Genomic DNA, 13,971 nt, shown 5'->3' with positions numbered 1-13,971 from the left:
TCGTCCGGTGGGCAGAGAAAGCCCGGGCAGGCGCCGGTTACGGCCGGGAGTCCGCCGCCTCCGCGTCCTCACCCATCTCCTCGATGTACGCCGCGAAGATCTCCGAGCGCAGCGCCTCGGTGCTCACCCTCAGGGCCTTGCGGTCCTTCTTGGTCGCGCCCGGGGCCTTGAGCAGCCGGGCGGCGCGCTCGCAGGAGTCCAGGCGCCTGGCCCAGTCCTGGGCGCGGCGGGTCTCCGCGGCGTCGTCGGCGGAGCCTGCGAGGTAATCCACCTGCTCGCGCAGGATCGCGACCGTCTCGAGCACCCCGTCGGGACGGCTGGTGGTGGTCCGCTGCAGAGTCGCGGCCTGCTCCTTCACGCTCTCCCACACCTCGGGGTGAGCGGAGAGCCAGCGGCCGCCGGCGATCAGCAGCGGGACCGCCCAGCGGGCGGCGTTCATCGCGGCGGAGGTTCGGGACGAGCCCGGAACCAGCATCTTTCCGGCCATGGCGGGTGCTCCTTCGGGTCGCGTGAGGCGTGCTCGGGGCAGCATGCGTGCCGTGGGGGAACGATATCGGACCGCTCGGGGCGGTCAGCGCGGGCGACGGGAGACCCTCACCCCACCAGCGGCCCGATCTCCTCCCACATCGGCTGTGACAGCTGCCGGCTGAAGGTCTCGGTGAGGTGGTGGGTGTCGCGGAACGCCACGGTGCCGCCGATCACGGTGGGGCAGGTCTCGGCGTTGCAGAAGTAGCGGGTCAGATCCACCCGCTGCGCCTCGCCCCCGGACTCTGCGATCACGGAGTCCTCCGCCGCGATCAGATCCTCCTTGAAGGCGTTCCGGCGCTCCACGGCGCACTTCTGCGCGTCCTCGAGATGCTTCGAGAGGCACTTATCAGGATCGCGGTCGCGGGTGGGCACGTCCTTCATCACCGCGACGCGAGGGCCGTCGATCTGTGCGAGGGTCGCGGCGAGACCGTCGCGCCACTGCGTGCTGGGTGCAGCGCCGGAGCCACCGCTGAGACGGCCGGACGCGTTGTACATCGCGAGGATCACCAGATCGGGCTGCTCCTGCTCGATCCGCTCCAGCACCCCCTGGCGCCAGATCCGGCAGGACTCGAAGGGCTCGTCCTCGAACTGCTGCTCGGCCTCCAACGGCAGGCAGGAGCTCTTGCTGTTGCTGTCCAGGCGGATCTTCCCCTCCGTCGCGAGCTGCTCGAGCGCCGGATACCAGCTGGCCGCGTGGGAGTCACCCACCAGAAACACCAGCGGCGCCTCGGCGTTGTCCCCGACCTGGCGGCCGTGGGGGTCGGCGTCCTCGCCCTCCCTGTGGCAGCCGGAGTCGTAGATGGAGGGGTTGTCGTCGGCGACCGCGTCGAGCGCGGGCGTGATGTTGGCGGGGACGAAGTCGGTGCCCTCCGGATCGAGGTCCGCGCCGGTCGAGGCGACGGTGCGCTCGGTGCTCAGCGTGCGCTGCGAACCGGCCGTGAGGACGCCGCCGGCGGCGAGGACCACCGCGAGGGAGGCGCCCACCGCCACCAGGCCCGTGAGCCCCTGGGATCGCTCCCGCAGCACGCTCCAGCCGATCACGGGGCGCTCCACGAGACGGTGCAGCAGCCACGCCAGCGGCACCGCGATCGCGCCGAGCGCCAGGCTCTGCCACAGCGGCAGGGGCCGGGGGGAGAACGTCGCAGCGTGCGGGATCACCTGCAGCGGCCAATGCACCAGGTAGAGCGAGTAGGAGATCGCGCCGAGGAACTGCATCGGCCGCAGCGAGAGCACAGGGCCGGCATGCAGCCGCCCCGGCGCCGCCCCGCCGATGATCATCGCCGCGGTCGCGAGCACCGGCAGTGCGGCATGCCATCCCGGGAAGGGGGTGGCCTCGTCGAAGCGCAGTGCGACCACGGCAAGCACCGCGAGCCCCGCCCAGGCGAGCAGACCGGTCGCGGGGCGGCGCAGCCACCCCGCCCCGGATCGCATCAGGAACGCCACCAGCGCGCCCGCTCCGAGCTCCCAGGCCCGGGTGGGCAGGGAGAAGAAGGTCCACGACTCCGAGACGTCCATCAGCAGCACACAGGCGAGGAATGAGAGACCGGTGGCCGCGGCGGTCAGCAGCATCAGCCGCTTCTCGCTGTGACGCAGCAGCCAGAACCCCACCGCCAGCAGCGCCGGCCAGAACAGGTAGAACTGCTCCTCGATGCCGAGGGACCAGTAGTGCTGGAACACCGACGGGGTGGTCTCGGCGAGATAGTCGGTGTCCTGGACGGCGAAGAAGTAGTTGGGCACGTACAGCGCGGTGGCGATCGCGCCGAGCACCACGCTGCGCAGCAGTAGCGGCGACATCCAGATCCAGGCCGCGAGCATCGTGAGCGCCGCGACCAGCAGCGCCGCGGGCAGGATGCGCCGGGCGCGCTTGGCGTAGAAGGCTCCGAAGCTGATCCGGCCGTCCCGCTCGAGCATCTCCAGCAGGTGGGTGGTGATGAGGAACCCGGAGATCACGAAGAAGACGTCCACCCCCACGTATCCGCCGGAGAGCGTGGTCAGCTCGGAGTGGAAGAGCACCACGAGCATCACCGCGATCGCCCGCAGCCCCTGGATGTCGGGGCGGAAGCCGGACTTCGCGGTGTTGCGGCGGCGCGCGTCGCGCAGCGTGGACGGGGGCACGGATCTCCTCGGGGAATCGGGGCCGCCCAGTGTAACGAAAAGGTCACGGAGAGGAGCGGGGGCGGGGGCCGTGAAATGCGTCGTGCGCCGCGGAGCGGACCCCGCATCGCCGCCGCGTGGACACCCGTGCCCGGCCCTGGGAGAGTGTCAGGAGAAGCGACTCATCCGCGCTCACCCCAGGGAGGCCCCGTGGTCATCACTCGCTCCGTCCACCAGAGCGCCCCGGGCCCGCACGTCCTCGCGGTCGCCGGTGCTACCGGCACCCTGGGCCGCAGCGTCGTCGCGGCCGCCGAGTCCGCAGGCCACGAGGTGCGGTGCATCACCCGCTCCCACGGCATCGATGTGACCACCGGCGTCGGGCTCGCCGCGGCGCTGGAGGGGGCGCACGCTCTTATCGACTGCCTCAAACCTCCGCAGCTCGACGACTCGGCCGGTCCGTGGTTCGAGGCCGCCGCCTCCGTGCTCGGGGGGCACGCCCGAGAGGCGGGCGTCGGCCGCACCGTCGCCGTCTCGATCGTCGGCATCGACCACATGCAGGACTATCCGTTCTACCGGGCGCAGCTGCGCCACGAGCGCGCCGTGCGCGAGCACTGCCCGGACCCGGTGATCGTGCGCGCCACCCAGTTCCACGACTTCGTGGGCGGCCGCCTGCGACGCGTCGGGGACCACTACGAGGTGATGGCCGTGCCCTCGCAGAGCGTGGACACCCGTGCGGTCGCGGGACTGCTCATCGCGCAGGCCCTGGCTGTGAACCCTCCCGCGCTCGTCGAGATCGCGGGCCCGCAGGAGGAGCGCACCCTCGACCAGGCCCGTCGCCTCCTCGCCGCGCGCGGGGAGAGCGCCGAGGTGGTGGGGGTGCCCGCGAGCGAGTCCATGACCCGCGGCGGGATGCTCCCCGGCCCCGAGGTGCTCCGGGCCGGGCTCACCTACGACCAGTGGCTCGCCGAGACCTACGGCAGCTGACCGCGGGGCGTCCGATCGGCGCTCATCCGCGAGGGTCCTCCCCGGTTCCGGCCGTGCCGGTCCGGAACCGCGCCGTGTACGCCGCGAAGTCCCACGCCGGCTGGCCCTCCTTCCCATCCAGGAAGTCGATCGCGGCCGTGCGGCCCTTGCGGTACAGCAGCTCCCGATCCGCGTCCGAGAGGTCGAACTCGGTGGGGCGCACCGCGGCGGTGTCGATGAAGATCGTGCGGGCCACCGAGTGGCTGGAGTCGATGTGCATGCGGTCGTAGAAGCCGGTGACCGTGTCCACCATCGCCTTCCCGAAGCTCAGCGGACCGCGGATCCGGTTCCTCACCCCGAAGTCCGCGTCCGGCCTGGCGGAGAGCTTGATCCCGAAGGTGGGCCAGCGCGGAGGCTCTCCGTCGGTCCGGTCGAACACCGAGACCGGGAAGTTCGACAGCAGCCCGCCGTCCACCAGCACCGCCGGCCTCCCGGCCGCGTTCTTCCAGCGCACCGGGCGGAAGAACAGCGGGATCGAGGTCGAGGCCCGCACGGTCTCCACCACCCGCAGCCGCTCGGGCGTGGTCCCGAAGGCCTCCGCATCCGTGGGCAGGTGGCGCAGCCGCCCCGCGGTGAGGTCCGAGGCGGTGACCACCAGGCGGAACCGCGCGGATCCCTCGGGGTGATGGTCCGGATCGGGATCCACGTAGCGCAGATCGGCGAAGGTGCCGGTGCGGCCGGGGGCGCCATGGGTGTCCAGCTGCTCCTCGAGCCAGTCCATGACATAGGTGCCGCGGTGGATTCCGTTGTGCAGCAGGATCGAGAGAGCCTTGCCCGGCAGCCACCGGGTCCACCAGGGACCGTCCTCGAACCTCCGGTAGTCCGTGGCCCGCAGGATCTCCACGATGGTGCGGGCCGGGATCCCGGCCGTGGCCAGCGCCCCGGCGAGCGATCCGGCGCTCGACCCCGCCACCCGGTTGACCGTGTACCCCCGCTCCTCGAGCACCTCCAGCGCCCCGGCCAGGGCGATGCCCTTGACCCCGCCGCCCTCCATCACCAGGTCCACGCGGTGCACCGGGTCGGGGACGGGCGGGAGCTGCTGCGGTGACGTCATGCTCACAGGCTAGGGGAGGGGTGGGACGCCGTGGGGCGGCCGGATCGCGCGTTCGCCCGCCCGGCGGCCCGCCGAGGAGGATGATGGGAGCAGGCGGACCCCGTCCCGCTGCCCGCTCGTCGATGCGCCGGCAGCCGCCACCTGATCCGCCCCTCGCGGCCGAGTCCCGAGGGAAGAACCCGCTGAAGGAGCACCCCATGAACCACGCCGACACCACCGCCCTCGAACCCGTCATCGTCGGCGGCGCCCGCACCCCGTTCACCCGCCTCCTCTCGCAGCAGGCCGCGCTCAGCGCGGTGGACCTCGGTGCCCATGCCATCCGCCATGCCCTGGACCGCTCCGACGTGGAGCCCGGAGCGATCGACGCCGTGATCATGGGGCACGTGGTCCAGGCCGGGCAGGGCCAGAACCCCGCTCGCCAGTCCGCCCTCGCCGCGGGCCTGGGCTGGGACGTCCCCGCCGTCACGGTGAACAAGGTGTGCCTGTCCGGGCTCACCGCCGTGATCGACGCGGCCCGCCTGATCCGCACCGGCGAGGTCACCGCCGTGGTGGCCGGCGGCCAGGAGTCGATGAGCAACGGCCCCCACCTGCTGCCCGGCGCGCGCACGGGCTTCAAGTACGGGCCCGCCACCATGATCGACTCCGTCGCGCACGACGGTCTCACCGACTCCCTCAGCCACGAGTCGATGGGCGACCTCACCGAGCGCGGCAACACCGAGCGGAGCATCGACCGTCGCGCCCAGGACGAGGTCGCCGCCGCCTCCCACCAGCGCGCCGCCGCTGCGATCGAGGCCGGGATCCTCGCCGAGGAGATCGCGCCCGTCGAGGTGCCCCAGCGCAAGGGCGATCCGCTGATCGTGGACACCGACGAGGGCGTGCGCCCCGACACCACCGCGGACTCCCTGGCCTCCCTGCGCGCCGCCTTCGCGAAGGACGGCACGATCACCGCCGGCAACTCCTCCCCGCTCTCCGACGGCGCCGCGGCCCTCGTGATCACCTCCCGCGCCTTCGCCGAGCAGCACGGCCTGCGGATCCTCGCCGCCATCGGCGCCCCGGGCCAGGTGGCCGGGCCCGAGGACTCCTCCCTGCACTCCCAGCCCTCCGCCGCCCTGCAGGCGGCGCTGACGCGGGCCGGCTGGCAGGCGAGCGACCTCGACCTGGTCGAGATCAACGAGGCCTTCGGCGCGGTGGTGGTCCGCTCCCTGGAGGACCTCGGCTACCCGCTGGAGAAGACCAACATCCACGGCGGCGCGATCGCGCTCGGACACCCCATCGGTGCTTCCGGCGCCCGCCTGGCCCTCACCGCGGCCCTCGAGCTGGCCCGTCGCGGCGGCGGCCGCGCCGGGGTGAGCCTGTGCGGAGGCGGCGGCCAGGGCGAGGCCCTGCTGCTGAGCGCGTGAGACGGTCGCGGGCCGCGCGGTCGGTATGACATCAGGACCGCTCTGGGGTCCGGCGGCGCGCTCGACGACGAGGCCTAGCTCTCAGCACCCGCTCCTGCGCCGCCATCCAGCGGGAAGGAGATCGCGAACGTCGATCCCGCTCCCGGGGAGGAGCGGACGCTGATCTGCCCGCCGTGCGCCACCACGATCCGGCGCGTCAGCGACAGTCCGATGCCATGGCCCTCGATCGCGCTGTCGCGAGCGGTGGCGGTGCGGTAGTACTCGGTGAACAGATTCGTCTGCTCCTGGGCGCTCATCCCGATGCCCGAGTCGACGACGCGGAGCTCGACGTGGCTCTCGCTCACCACGGTCGCCACCTGCACCCGCCCTTCGCGCGGCGTGTACTTCACGGCGTTGGAGAGCAGGTTGTCCACCGCCTGCTGCATCCGGTGAGCGTCCAGCGGCAGCTCAGGGGTCTCGGCGAGCTCGAGCTCCAGAGCGATGCCCGCGTCCTCGGCGCGGAGCGCGAAGGAGTCCGCGGACCGTTGCGCGATCTCGGAGAGGCGGTGTGGACGCAGCGTCAGCTCCTGGGTCCCCGAGCGGGCCACCTGATCTGCGAGCAGGTCCTCCACGATGAGCAGCAGACGCTCGGCGTTGCGATGGGCGACCTCGAGGAAGGACGCGGTCGAGGGGGTGAGCTCCTGATCCTCCCGAGCCAGCTCGAGGTAACCGATCACGGAGGTCAACGGGGTGCGCAGCTCGTGCGAGACCGCTGCGACGAATCGCTCCTGCGAACGGACCGACTCGATGTACGTGGTGACATCGGAGAACACGATGACGGCGCCGGCGTGCTCGCCGCGATGGTCGAGGATCTGCCGGGCAGAGGTGGAGACGGAGGCACGATCCCCCGGCGGGCCGAGGTCCACGACGTAGTTGCTGAACGACTCCCCGAGCACGGCCCGCCGCGCGGGCCGCTGCCCCGGCGGGATCGGGGCGGAGGTCCCCGGGTAGTGCAGCAGCAGCTGCGATTCCTCCGGGTCCGCTACATCGATCGGCGAGGCAAGAGCATGGAGCCGGTGCTGGGCACGATTCATCAGGGCATCGTTCCCGTCGCGATCCACCACCACGATCCCCACGTCCACGCTGTCGATGATGCTGGTCAGCAGCTGCTCGGAGGTCGCCGCGGCGTCCAGCAGCGAATCCTTCGCCGCGAGCGTCTCGGCCAGGCGCCGGTTCTGACCATCCATGACGGTCAGACCGCCGACGGTCAGCAGCCCGATCTGCAGCACGGTGAACGGCAGGAGCAGGGCATAGGCGACGGTCAGGGAGTCGATGTGAGGCGCGCGCAGCACGATGGGGCCGGTGATCAGCGCGGTGACGGCGAGGGTCGAGATCCACACGCCGGGAACGCGCAGCCGCGCCGCCATCCACAGGCTCGGGATGAACACGAGCAGGGAGATGGCCACCGCCGTCTCTCGCATCAGATCCCGCACCAGGGCGACGGCGACGATGTCCAGCATCGGCACCACCGCTGTCCACCCGACCCGCAGCTCGTCCCATCTGACGAGGAGTGCGAGCACGGTGGAGACGGCCAGGACCCCGAGCGCGAGCAGGTATGGACCGGTGAGCACCAGGTCGTGGTGGGAGATGGCGATCAGCACCGTCAGCGCCAGCATGGCCCCGGCGAAGTAGAGCTGCTTGGAGTCGGTCCCGCCGCTGGGGGAGACGACCCGGCCGAGCCGCTGGGTCAGGGAGCGAACTGCATCCACGGGGTTCCTTCGGCGGGTTGGGCGAGGGTGAGGCGTCGGAATCCGGCTCGTCGGAGGTGAGTGCGGACACGCCGGAAGCAGTCTCGCGCGGCGTCCGGTGTCGTGCAAGACGGGCGAGGGCACCGCGGCGGGCAGGCAGAGACTGAACGACACCTCGCGATGCTCCGATGCCCGCCGCGGCGCGGAGCCGGGGCGGGCATCGGGGTCGGCGCCGAGCGGCGCCGTCGATCCGAGCGAACGGACTGCTCTCAGATCGTGCGGGCCAGTGGGTCGAAGTCCGCCGGGACGGCCGGGATCTCGGAGACGGACGAGTCCACGGTGACGAACTCGCCGCTGGCGGCGGACTCCTCGGCCGAGAGCATCACGTCCAGCACGTGGTAGCCCACCTCGCCGGTGGCGATGTGCGGGCGGCCGGTGTGGAGGGCGCGGACCATGTCCAGCAGGCCCAGGCCGCGCCCGGTGGTCGGACCTTCCTGCGGGATCTCGATCCACTCCTGCTCCGGCGGGCGCTCGCCGAAGGACTCGAAGGGGCGCACGTAGGCGATGCGGCCCTCGAACATGTTCGGATCGGGCACGATCAGCGACCCTTCGGTGCCGTGGATCTCCACGATGCCCTGGCGGGCCAGGGGCGAGTCGAAGCTCAGCAGCGAGGTGCCTGTCTGCCCGCCCGCGAACTGGGTGAGCACCGAGATCGTCGAGGGCACCTCGACCGGGAAGGTGGCCCCGGCCTTCTCGCCCACCTGGATCGTGCGCTCCTCGGAAGCCTTCAGACCCATCGCGGCGACCCGCTCGACGGTGCCGAACAGGCTCACCAGGGTGGTGAAGTAGTACGGGCCCATGTCCAGCAGCGGGCCCGCGCCCTTCGCGAAGAGGAAGCCGGGGTTGGGGTGGAACACCTCGGGGCCCTGCCACTGCATGGAGGTCTGCGCGAACAGCGGCCGGCCGATCACGCCGTCCAGGACCGCCCGCTTCGCGGTCTGCACCCCCGCGCCGAGCACGGTGTCCGGCGCACAGCCGATCCGCAGCCCGGCCTCATCGGCCTGCCGCAGCAGCGCGGCGGTGGACTCGCGGTCCAGGCCCAGCGGCTTCTCGGTCCACACGTGCTTGCCCGCGGCGATCGCGGCGGAGGAGATCTCCACGTGGGTGGCGGGCAGGGTCAGATTCACCACGACCTGCACGCCCGGGTGGTCGAGCACGTCCTGCGCGGTGCCGGAGGCCGGCACACCATGCTTCGCCGCCTGTGCCGCGGCCCGCTCGGTGTCGAGGTCGCCGAGGATCAGCACCTCGACGTCCGGGAAGGAGTTGAGGTTCTCCAGGTAGGTGTCGGAGATGACGCCGACGCCGATGAAGCCGATGCCCACCGGGCCGGAGAAGGGGGAGAGGGTGGTCATGCGGCGAGTCCTCCGTCGATCAGGAAGCGGTAGCTGTTCTCGATATCGGCGAAGACCTCGCCGGGGGCGTTGTCGTACTCGATGACGGCGTACTTGACGCCGGTCGCGGCCTGCATCGCCTCGACGGTGGGGACCTCGCCCTCACCGGCGTGGCGCTGGTCCAGGCTCGAGGAGCTGAACGTCGGGGCGCCCGGCGCGAAGGGGTTGGTGGCGGGCTTGATGCCGTCCTTGACGTGGATCGCGACCAGCCGATCGCCGAGCTCCTTGACCAGCGCCACGACGTCCTGACCGCCGACGAGCGCCCAGTACAGGTCCAGCTCGATCGCGACCGACGGCTCCACCAGCGACAGGAAGCGCTGATAGGCGCTCTGGCCGTCGAAGTCCGCGAGGAACTCCTGGGCGTGGTTGTGGTAGCCGACTCTCAGGCCGAACTCCAGCGCCTTGTCGGAGGCGGCGTTGAGACGCTCGGCGATGTCCTTCACCCCGTCCTCGGTGAGCCAGCGCCCGGTGGGGACCATCGGATCGATGACGGTCGTCATGCCGATCTCGGCGGCGGCCTCGAACACGACCTCGTTGGCCGGGGTGGGGATCGAGCCGTCCGGCGTCCACAGCTCATCGGACAGCAGCGGGGCGTGACCGGTCGGGGAGGCCAGGCCGCTCGCATCGAGGGCGGCGCGGATCTCCTTCGGGCGGCGCACGAAGTCGAAGGCCTCGACGTTGTTCAGGCCGATCTGCGCGAGCTTGTCGAGGGAGCCGTTCATGTCGGCGGAGAACTCCGCGGCCAGCGTGTACAGCTGGACGGAGGCGAGAGGCAGTGCCACGTCGAACCTGCTTTCATGCGTCGTTGACAGAGGGCGGGGCCGCGCCCCGGGGGACGCGCTGCCGCCACCCTATCAGCGAAGCCACCAGGTGGAGGTTTTGAGGTGCAGCAGCTCCCGAGGTGGGTACATTGACGGGATGAGCACCGAGGATCCCGCGCCGGGCGCCCCCGACGAGACCCCGTCGGCCGCCCCCTCCGCCGTCGCCCGCCACATCGGCCGGGCCGGCTCCTACTCCAAGGGCATCGCCCGCCGCCAGGAGATCCTCGACCGCGCCATCGAGGTCTTCCGCGAGCGCGGCGCCGACGGCACCTCCCTGCGCCGCATCGCCGAGGCCATCGGCGTCTCGCACGGCGCGCTGCTGCACTACTTCTCCTCCCGCGAGGAGCTGCTGGTCGCCGTCTACGAGCACGCCGAGAACCGCCCCGATCCGGGCAGGGGTGACCCGAGCCAGGAGCGCTCGGTGGAGGTGATGGCCAATGCGGCGCTCTCGAACCTCGAGGTGCCGGGCCTGGTCCAGCTCTACTCCACCCTGGTCGCGACCGCGCTCGAGGTCGAGGCCGGGCCCGCCAAGGAGTACTTCACCGCCCGCTTCGAGCGGGTGCGCGGCAACCTCGAGCGGAAGCTGCGCGAGGACCAGGAGGCCGGGCTGGTCCGGTCCGATATCGACCCCGCCCGCACCGCCGCCCTCGTCGTCGCCGCGAGCGACGGCCTGCAGATCCAGTGGCTGCTGGAGCCCTCGATCGCGCTGCAGGAGACCCTGGAGACCTTCGCGGTGCTGCTCGCGCCGTGAACCGCCCGCCACGCCCTTCCAGAATGTAGATGTTTCGTCTGCAGTTGGAGCATGGCTGCTACGGAGACCACGACCGTTCGAGTTCGACGACCCGATTCAGAGCGTCTCCACGTGCTCGCCAAGTCCCGTGGGACCTCGGTCATCGATGTTGTGCACGTGGCGATCGATGCGCTCGAGCGGAAGGAGTTCCTCGAGGGGCTCGCTGCGGATTACGAGCGGCTCCGCGACGACCCCGAGCGCTGGGAGCAGTATGTGGCCGAGCGACAGGAGTGGGACGCGCTCTCGTGATCTGGCGGGGAGAGGTCTACGACGTCGATCTCGGTCAGCCGATCGGTCATGAGCCGGCGTTCCGGCGCCCGGCCGTCGTGGTGTCCGTCGACATCCTGAACAGCGGACCAGGCGGGCTGGTCATGGTCGTACCTGTCGCCTCTGCCGCCTACGGTCTGCGCAGTCACGTCGAGCTGGAACCGGGCACCAGCGGCCTGGGACACGTCTCCTATGCCCGGTGCGATCAGCTGCGGACCGTCTCCGCTGAACGGCTCATGACCCGCCGAGGCAACGTGGGCCCCGAGGAGCTGAGCGAGGTCGACCAGGCGCTGCGCTTCGTGCTCGACCTCTGACGTGGCGCGGCCGTCACCACCCTGCCGATGACTCTGCTGATGATCCGCACCCCCTTCACCGGGCACGTGCGCAGCGGCCATGTCCACAGGGAGCGGATCTCGATCCTGGACATCCCGCGGGTGCTGCGCACCGTCGGCGGTGACCGGGTGCTGGTGGGCATGGTCGCGCTGGCCGGCCTGATCGCGGTGTGCGTGGGCGCCTCGCTGCAGGTGGCGATGCCGAACTTCGCCCAGAATCTCGGTGCCGGGGACGAGGCCGGGATCGGGTACGGCGCGCTGCTGATCGCGCTGCAGGCCCGACGAGCGGTCAGTGCCTGAGCGGGCATCCGCTGGTCGCGGGGCCGGTTCCGGGTCCCGCGCTCAGCGGCTCCGCCCGCAATGTCTCGTCCGCTGCACCGTGGGCGCGGCGAGCATCAGGGATGCCCTCCCGCGTCGGGGCGAGAACTCGGTCCGCAGCCTGCTCTGGAGGCCGACTGATGACGGTGCGCGGTGCGTGAGCGGGCAGAGCGTCGCGACTCAGGCCGAGGCGTCCGAGTGGTAGGTGCGATCGATCCGGCGATCAGGGATGAACCACAGCAGAGCCACGACGACGTACGCGGACAGGGCGATGGCCACGCCGATCCCGCTGGAGGTGGTGTCGAGGGCGGCGGCGAGGACCCCGAGCGCGTAGAGGAGGGCCGGGGCCTTGCCCTTCCGGTCGCGGCCGAGCGCCCTGCGCAGCGGCGAGTACTCCCCCTGGCTGTGGATGATCACCCGCTGGAGGATGAAGAACGCCATCGAGGAGAGCAGCAGGGTGGTCCCGTAGATGATCACCGGCACCCGCGCGAAGGACGTCTCGTCCATCCATCCGGTCGCGAAGGGCAGCAGGGAGAGGAAGAACAGCAGTGCGAGGTTGGCCCACATCGCGGGAGCCTTGACGGAGTCGGTCATCTGCAGGGTGTGATGGTGGTTGTTCCAGTAGATGCCGACGTAGATGAACGACAGCAGGTACGTGAGCAGGGCCGGGCCGGTGCCCTGGAGGAAGGCGGCGAAGGTGTCCGCCTCGGGCCGTCGCAGCTCCAGCACCATGATGGTGAGGATGATCGCCAGCACCCCGTCGCTGAAGGCTTCCATCCTCGACGTGCTCATCGCTCCCCTTTCGTGCCGCGGCTCCTGCCGGATCTCCGAACCGTGTCGTCGGGGCGGGTATTCCACCCGCGATGCGGAGGCCTCCGCGGGAGGAGTTCCGAGTGGCGATCCGTGCGACCGGTCGACGGCGTCAGCCCGGTCTCCCACCAGGCCGCCCTGGAGCGGATGTCCGCTCAGGCGCGAGGCCGAACACCGCGATCTCCTTCGCCAGCGAGCTCATGCGCAACTGGGCCCGCCCCGACGGGGTCGACCTCCCAGAGATCATGAACTGGTATTTTCCCCTCAAGAGCGAGCTCGACCAGGCAGGCACGTGACCCCGCCGGGTCTGCATCAGGCACTCGCACAGACGACGACACTCGAGAGGGACACATGAACGACGCACTCGTCAATGCGCTCGAGGACTCGCAGGGATCGCCGGTCACGGTCGAGCTCGACGAGTCACAGAACGCCTATGTCCTCAAGGACGGCTCCGGCGAGGTCGCCGGCGCCGCCTACTTCCTCCCCGGGCCCGCCCCTGAGGAGGAGCGGATCTTCTACCACACCGTCGTCCACCAGCAGTTCTCCGGCCGCGGACTGTCGAAGGTGCTGGTGGCGCGGGCGCTGGACGATGCCCGGGAGCGGAACCTCACCGTGGTCCCGGTCTGCCCCCTGTTCGTGGCGAAGCTCCGGAAAGAGGGGGAGGAGTATCGCGCCGCCGGTGGTCGGTTCCGCTCGGCGACCGGTGCCGATCGCGACCTGCTGAACAAGGCCCTCGGATGAACCCGATCCGTCCCTACCTCGACAAGGCCCACCCCGAGGTCTACCGCGCGATGCTGCAGGCGGCGACCGCTTCCCGGAAGGCCTCCCGGGAGGCGGGCCTGAGCGACGGGCTGCTCGAGCTGGTCAACATCCGCGTGTCCCAGATCAACGGCTGCCGGGCATGTCTGAGCATCCACGTGCCGGCGGCGCGCACGAGCGGGGTCGATCAGCTCAAGATCGACGTGCTCCCCGCCTGGCGCGAGGCCGAGGTGTTCGATGAGCTGGAGAGGTCTGCGCTGCTGCTCGCCGAGTCGCTGACCGTCATCGACCCCGCGATGGACCGCCACGAGATCGCTCGCCGGGCCGGGGAGCATCTCACCGCCGAGCAGATCTCTGCGGTCGAATGGGGCGCCACCCTCATCAACGCCTTCAATCGGATCTCCCTGGCCAGCGATCATCCCGTCCGCGCTGCGGCCTGAGCCCGCCGTGGGGGCGGGCGGCCGAGCAGAGCAGCCCGGCGACGCCGCAGGGTGACCGGCGGTGCGCCCCCGGGGTCCCGGAGCGATCCGGAACCGCGGGGGCGCGCCTGTGCGAGGATGCGGGCACAGACAACGACCGTCGATCCATGGGGAGTGT

At 71.1% G+C, this 13,971-nt stretch carries 15 protein-coding genes; 8 read left to right on the top strand and 7 right to left on the bottom strand.

All coding sequences use genetic code 11. The features are described 5' to 3' along the window. Positions 1–37 precede the first annotated feature (37 nt). Together ACHUEU_RS13550 and ACHUEU_RS13545 are read right to left on the bottom strand one after the other, a co-directional pair. Positions 38–487, bottom strand: a complete 450-nt coding sequence (locus ACHUEU_RS13550) for a hypothetical protein (protein ID WP_394216660.1) — start codon at positions 485–487, stop codon at positions 38–40. A gap of 107 nt (positions 488–594) precedes the next feature. Beyond that, positions 595–2,643: an acyltransferase family protein gene (locus ACHUEU_RS13545; RefSeq protein ID WP_394216659.1), complete on the bottom strand. Its 2,049-nt coding sequence runs from the start codon at positions 2,641–2,643 to the stop codon at positions 595–597. A 189-nt stretch (positions 2,644–2,832) separates the two neighbouring features. On the opposite strand from ACHUEU_RS13545, the gene ACHUEU_RS13540 reads away from it, so the two are divergent. Then, positions 2,833–3,606 carry an SDR family oxidoreductase gene (locus ACHUEU_RS13540; protein ID WP_394216658.1) on the top strand — a complete coding sequence of 258 codons (774 nt, stop codon included), beginning with the start codon at positions 2,833–2,835 and terminating at the stop codon, positions 3,604–3,606. Between the two features lie 22 nt (positions 3,607–3,628). Here the strand turns inward: ACHUEU_RS13540 and ACHUEU_RS13535 are convergent, their stop codons facing one another. Then, on the bottom strand, positions 3,629–4,699 hold the full coding sequence (locus tag ACHUEU_RS13535; protein WP_394216657.1) for a patatin-like phospholipase family protein: 1,071 nt from the start codon (positions 4,697–4,699) through the stop codon (positions 3,629–3,631). A 197-nt stretch (positions 4,700–4,896) separates the two neighbouring features. Here ACHUEU_RS13535 and ACHUEU_RS13530 point away from each other — a divergent pair, with 197 nt between their 5' ends. After that, complete coding sequence (locus ACHUEU_RS13530) at positions 4,897–6,099, top strand: acetyl-CoA C-acyltransferase (protein ID WP_394216656.1); 1,203 nt, start codon at positions 4,897–4,899, stop codon at positions 6,097–6,099. Positions 6,100–6,173: 74 nt separating this feature from the next. On the opposite strand, the gene ACHUEU_RS13525 is transcribed toward ACHUEU_RS13530, so the two are convergent. From ACHUEU_RS13525 to ACHUEU_RS13515, 3 genes are all read right to left on the bottom strand, one after another. Beyond that, a complete protein-coding gene (locus tag ACHUEU_RS13525; protein WP_394216655.1) occupies positions 6,174–7,847 on the bottom strand; it encodes a sensor histidine kinase in 1,674 nt (557 codons plus the stop codon). A gap of 248 nt (positions 7,848–8,095) precedes the next feature. Beyond that, positions 8,096–9,238, bottom strand: a complete 1,143-nt coding sequence (locus tag ACHUEU_RS13520; RefSeq protein ID WP_394216654.1) for a Gfo/Idh/MocA family protein — start codon at positions 9,236–9,238, stop codon at positions 8,096–8,098. Further along, positions 9,235–10,059, bottom strand: coding sequence for a sugar phosphate isomerase/epimerase family protein (locus tag ACHUEU_RS13515; protein ID WP_394216653.1), 825 nt, complete (start codon positions 10,057–10,059; stop codon positions 9,235–9,237). Before ACHUEU_RS13515 ends, ACHUEU_RS13520 begins: the two co-directional genes overlap by 4 nt. A 136-nt stretch (positions 10,060–10,195) precedes the next feature. Here ACHUEU_RS13515 and ACHUEU_RS13510 point away from each other — a divergent pair, with 136 nt between their 5' ends. From ACHUEU_RS13510 to ACHUEU_RS13495, 4 genes are read left to right on the top strand one after another with little or no spacing between them, the layout of a single operon-like run. Further along, positions 10,196–10,849, top strand: coding sequence for a TetR/AcrR family transcriptional regulator (locus ACHUEU_RS13510; RefSeq protein ID WP_394216652.1), 654 nt, complete (start codon positions 10,196–10,198; stop codon positions 10,847–10,849). A 51-nt stretch (positions 10,850–10,900) separates the two neighbouring features. Then, on the top strand, positions 10,901–11,137 hold the full coding sequence (locus ACHUEU_RS13505) for a hypothetical protein (RefSeq protein WP_394216651.1): 237 nt from the start codon (positions 10,901–10,903) through the stop codon (positions 11,135–11,137). After that, positions 11,134–11,469 (top strand): type II toxin-antitoxin system PemK/MazF family toxin, encoded by a 336-nt coding sequence (locus ACHUEU_RS13500; RefSeq protein WP_394216650.1) that lies wholly within the window; start codon positions 11,134–11,136, stop codon positions 11,467–11,469. Before ACHUEU_RS13505 ends, ACHUEU_RS13500 begins: the two co-directional genes overlap by 4 nt. 39 nt (positions 11,470–11,508) lie before the next feature. Continuing rightward, positions 11,509–11,787, top strand: a complete 279-nt coding sequence (locus ACHUEU_RS13495; protein ID WP_394216649.1) for a hypothetical protein — start codon at positions 11,509–11,511, stop codon at positions 11,785–11,787. A gap of 198 nt (positions 11,788–11,985) precedes the next feature. On the opposite strand, the gene ACHUEU_RS13490 is transcribed toward ACHUEU_RS13495, so the two are convergent. Next, positions 11,986–12,597 carry a TMEM175 family protein gene (locus ACHUEU_RS13490; protein ID WP_394216648.1) on the bottom strand — a complete coding sequence of 204 codons (612 nt, stop codon included), beginning with the start codon at positions 12,595–12,597 and terminating at the stop codon, positions 11,986–11,988. A 369-nt stretch (positions 12,598–12,966) separates the two neighbouring features. Between ACHUEU_RS13490 and ACHUEU_RS13485 the strand changes: the two genes are divergently transcribed. Together ACHUEU_RS13485 and ACHUEU_RS13480 are read left to right on the top strand one after the other, a co-directional pair. Further along, positions 12,967–13,356, top strand: a complete 390-nt coding sequence (locus ACHUEU_RS13485; RefSeq protein WP_394216647.1) for a GNAT family N-acetyltransferase — start codon at positions 12,967–12,969, stop codon at positions 13,354–13,356. Further along, positions 13,353–13,814, top strand: coding sequence for a carboxymuconolactone decarboxylase family protein (locus ACHUEU_RS13480; RefSeq protein WP_394216646.1), 462 nt, complete (start codon positions 13,353–13,355; stop codon positions 13,812–13,814). The genes ACHUEU_RS13485 and ACHUEU_RS13480 overlap by 4 nt, the downstream gene beginning before the upstream one ends. Positions 13,815–13,971 lie beyond the last annotated feature (157 nt).

Source organism: Brachybacterium vulturis (assembly GCF_043641765.1).
GTDB lineage: Bacteria > Actinomycetota > Actinomycetes > Actinomycetales > Dermabacteraceae > Brachybacterium > Brachybacterium vulturis_A.
The sequence above is the reverse complement of the archived record's forward strand: the minus strand, read 5'-3'. Positions and strand labels throughout refer to the sequence as shown.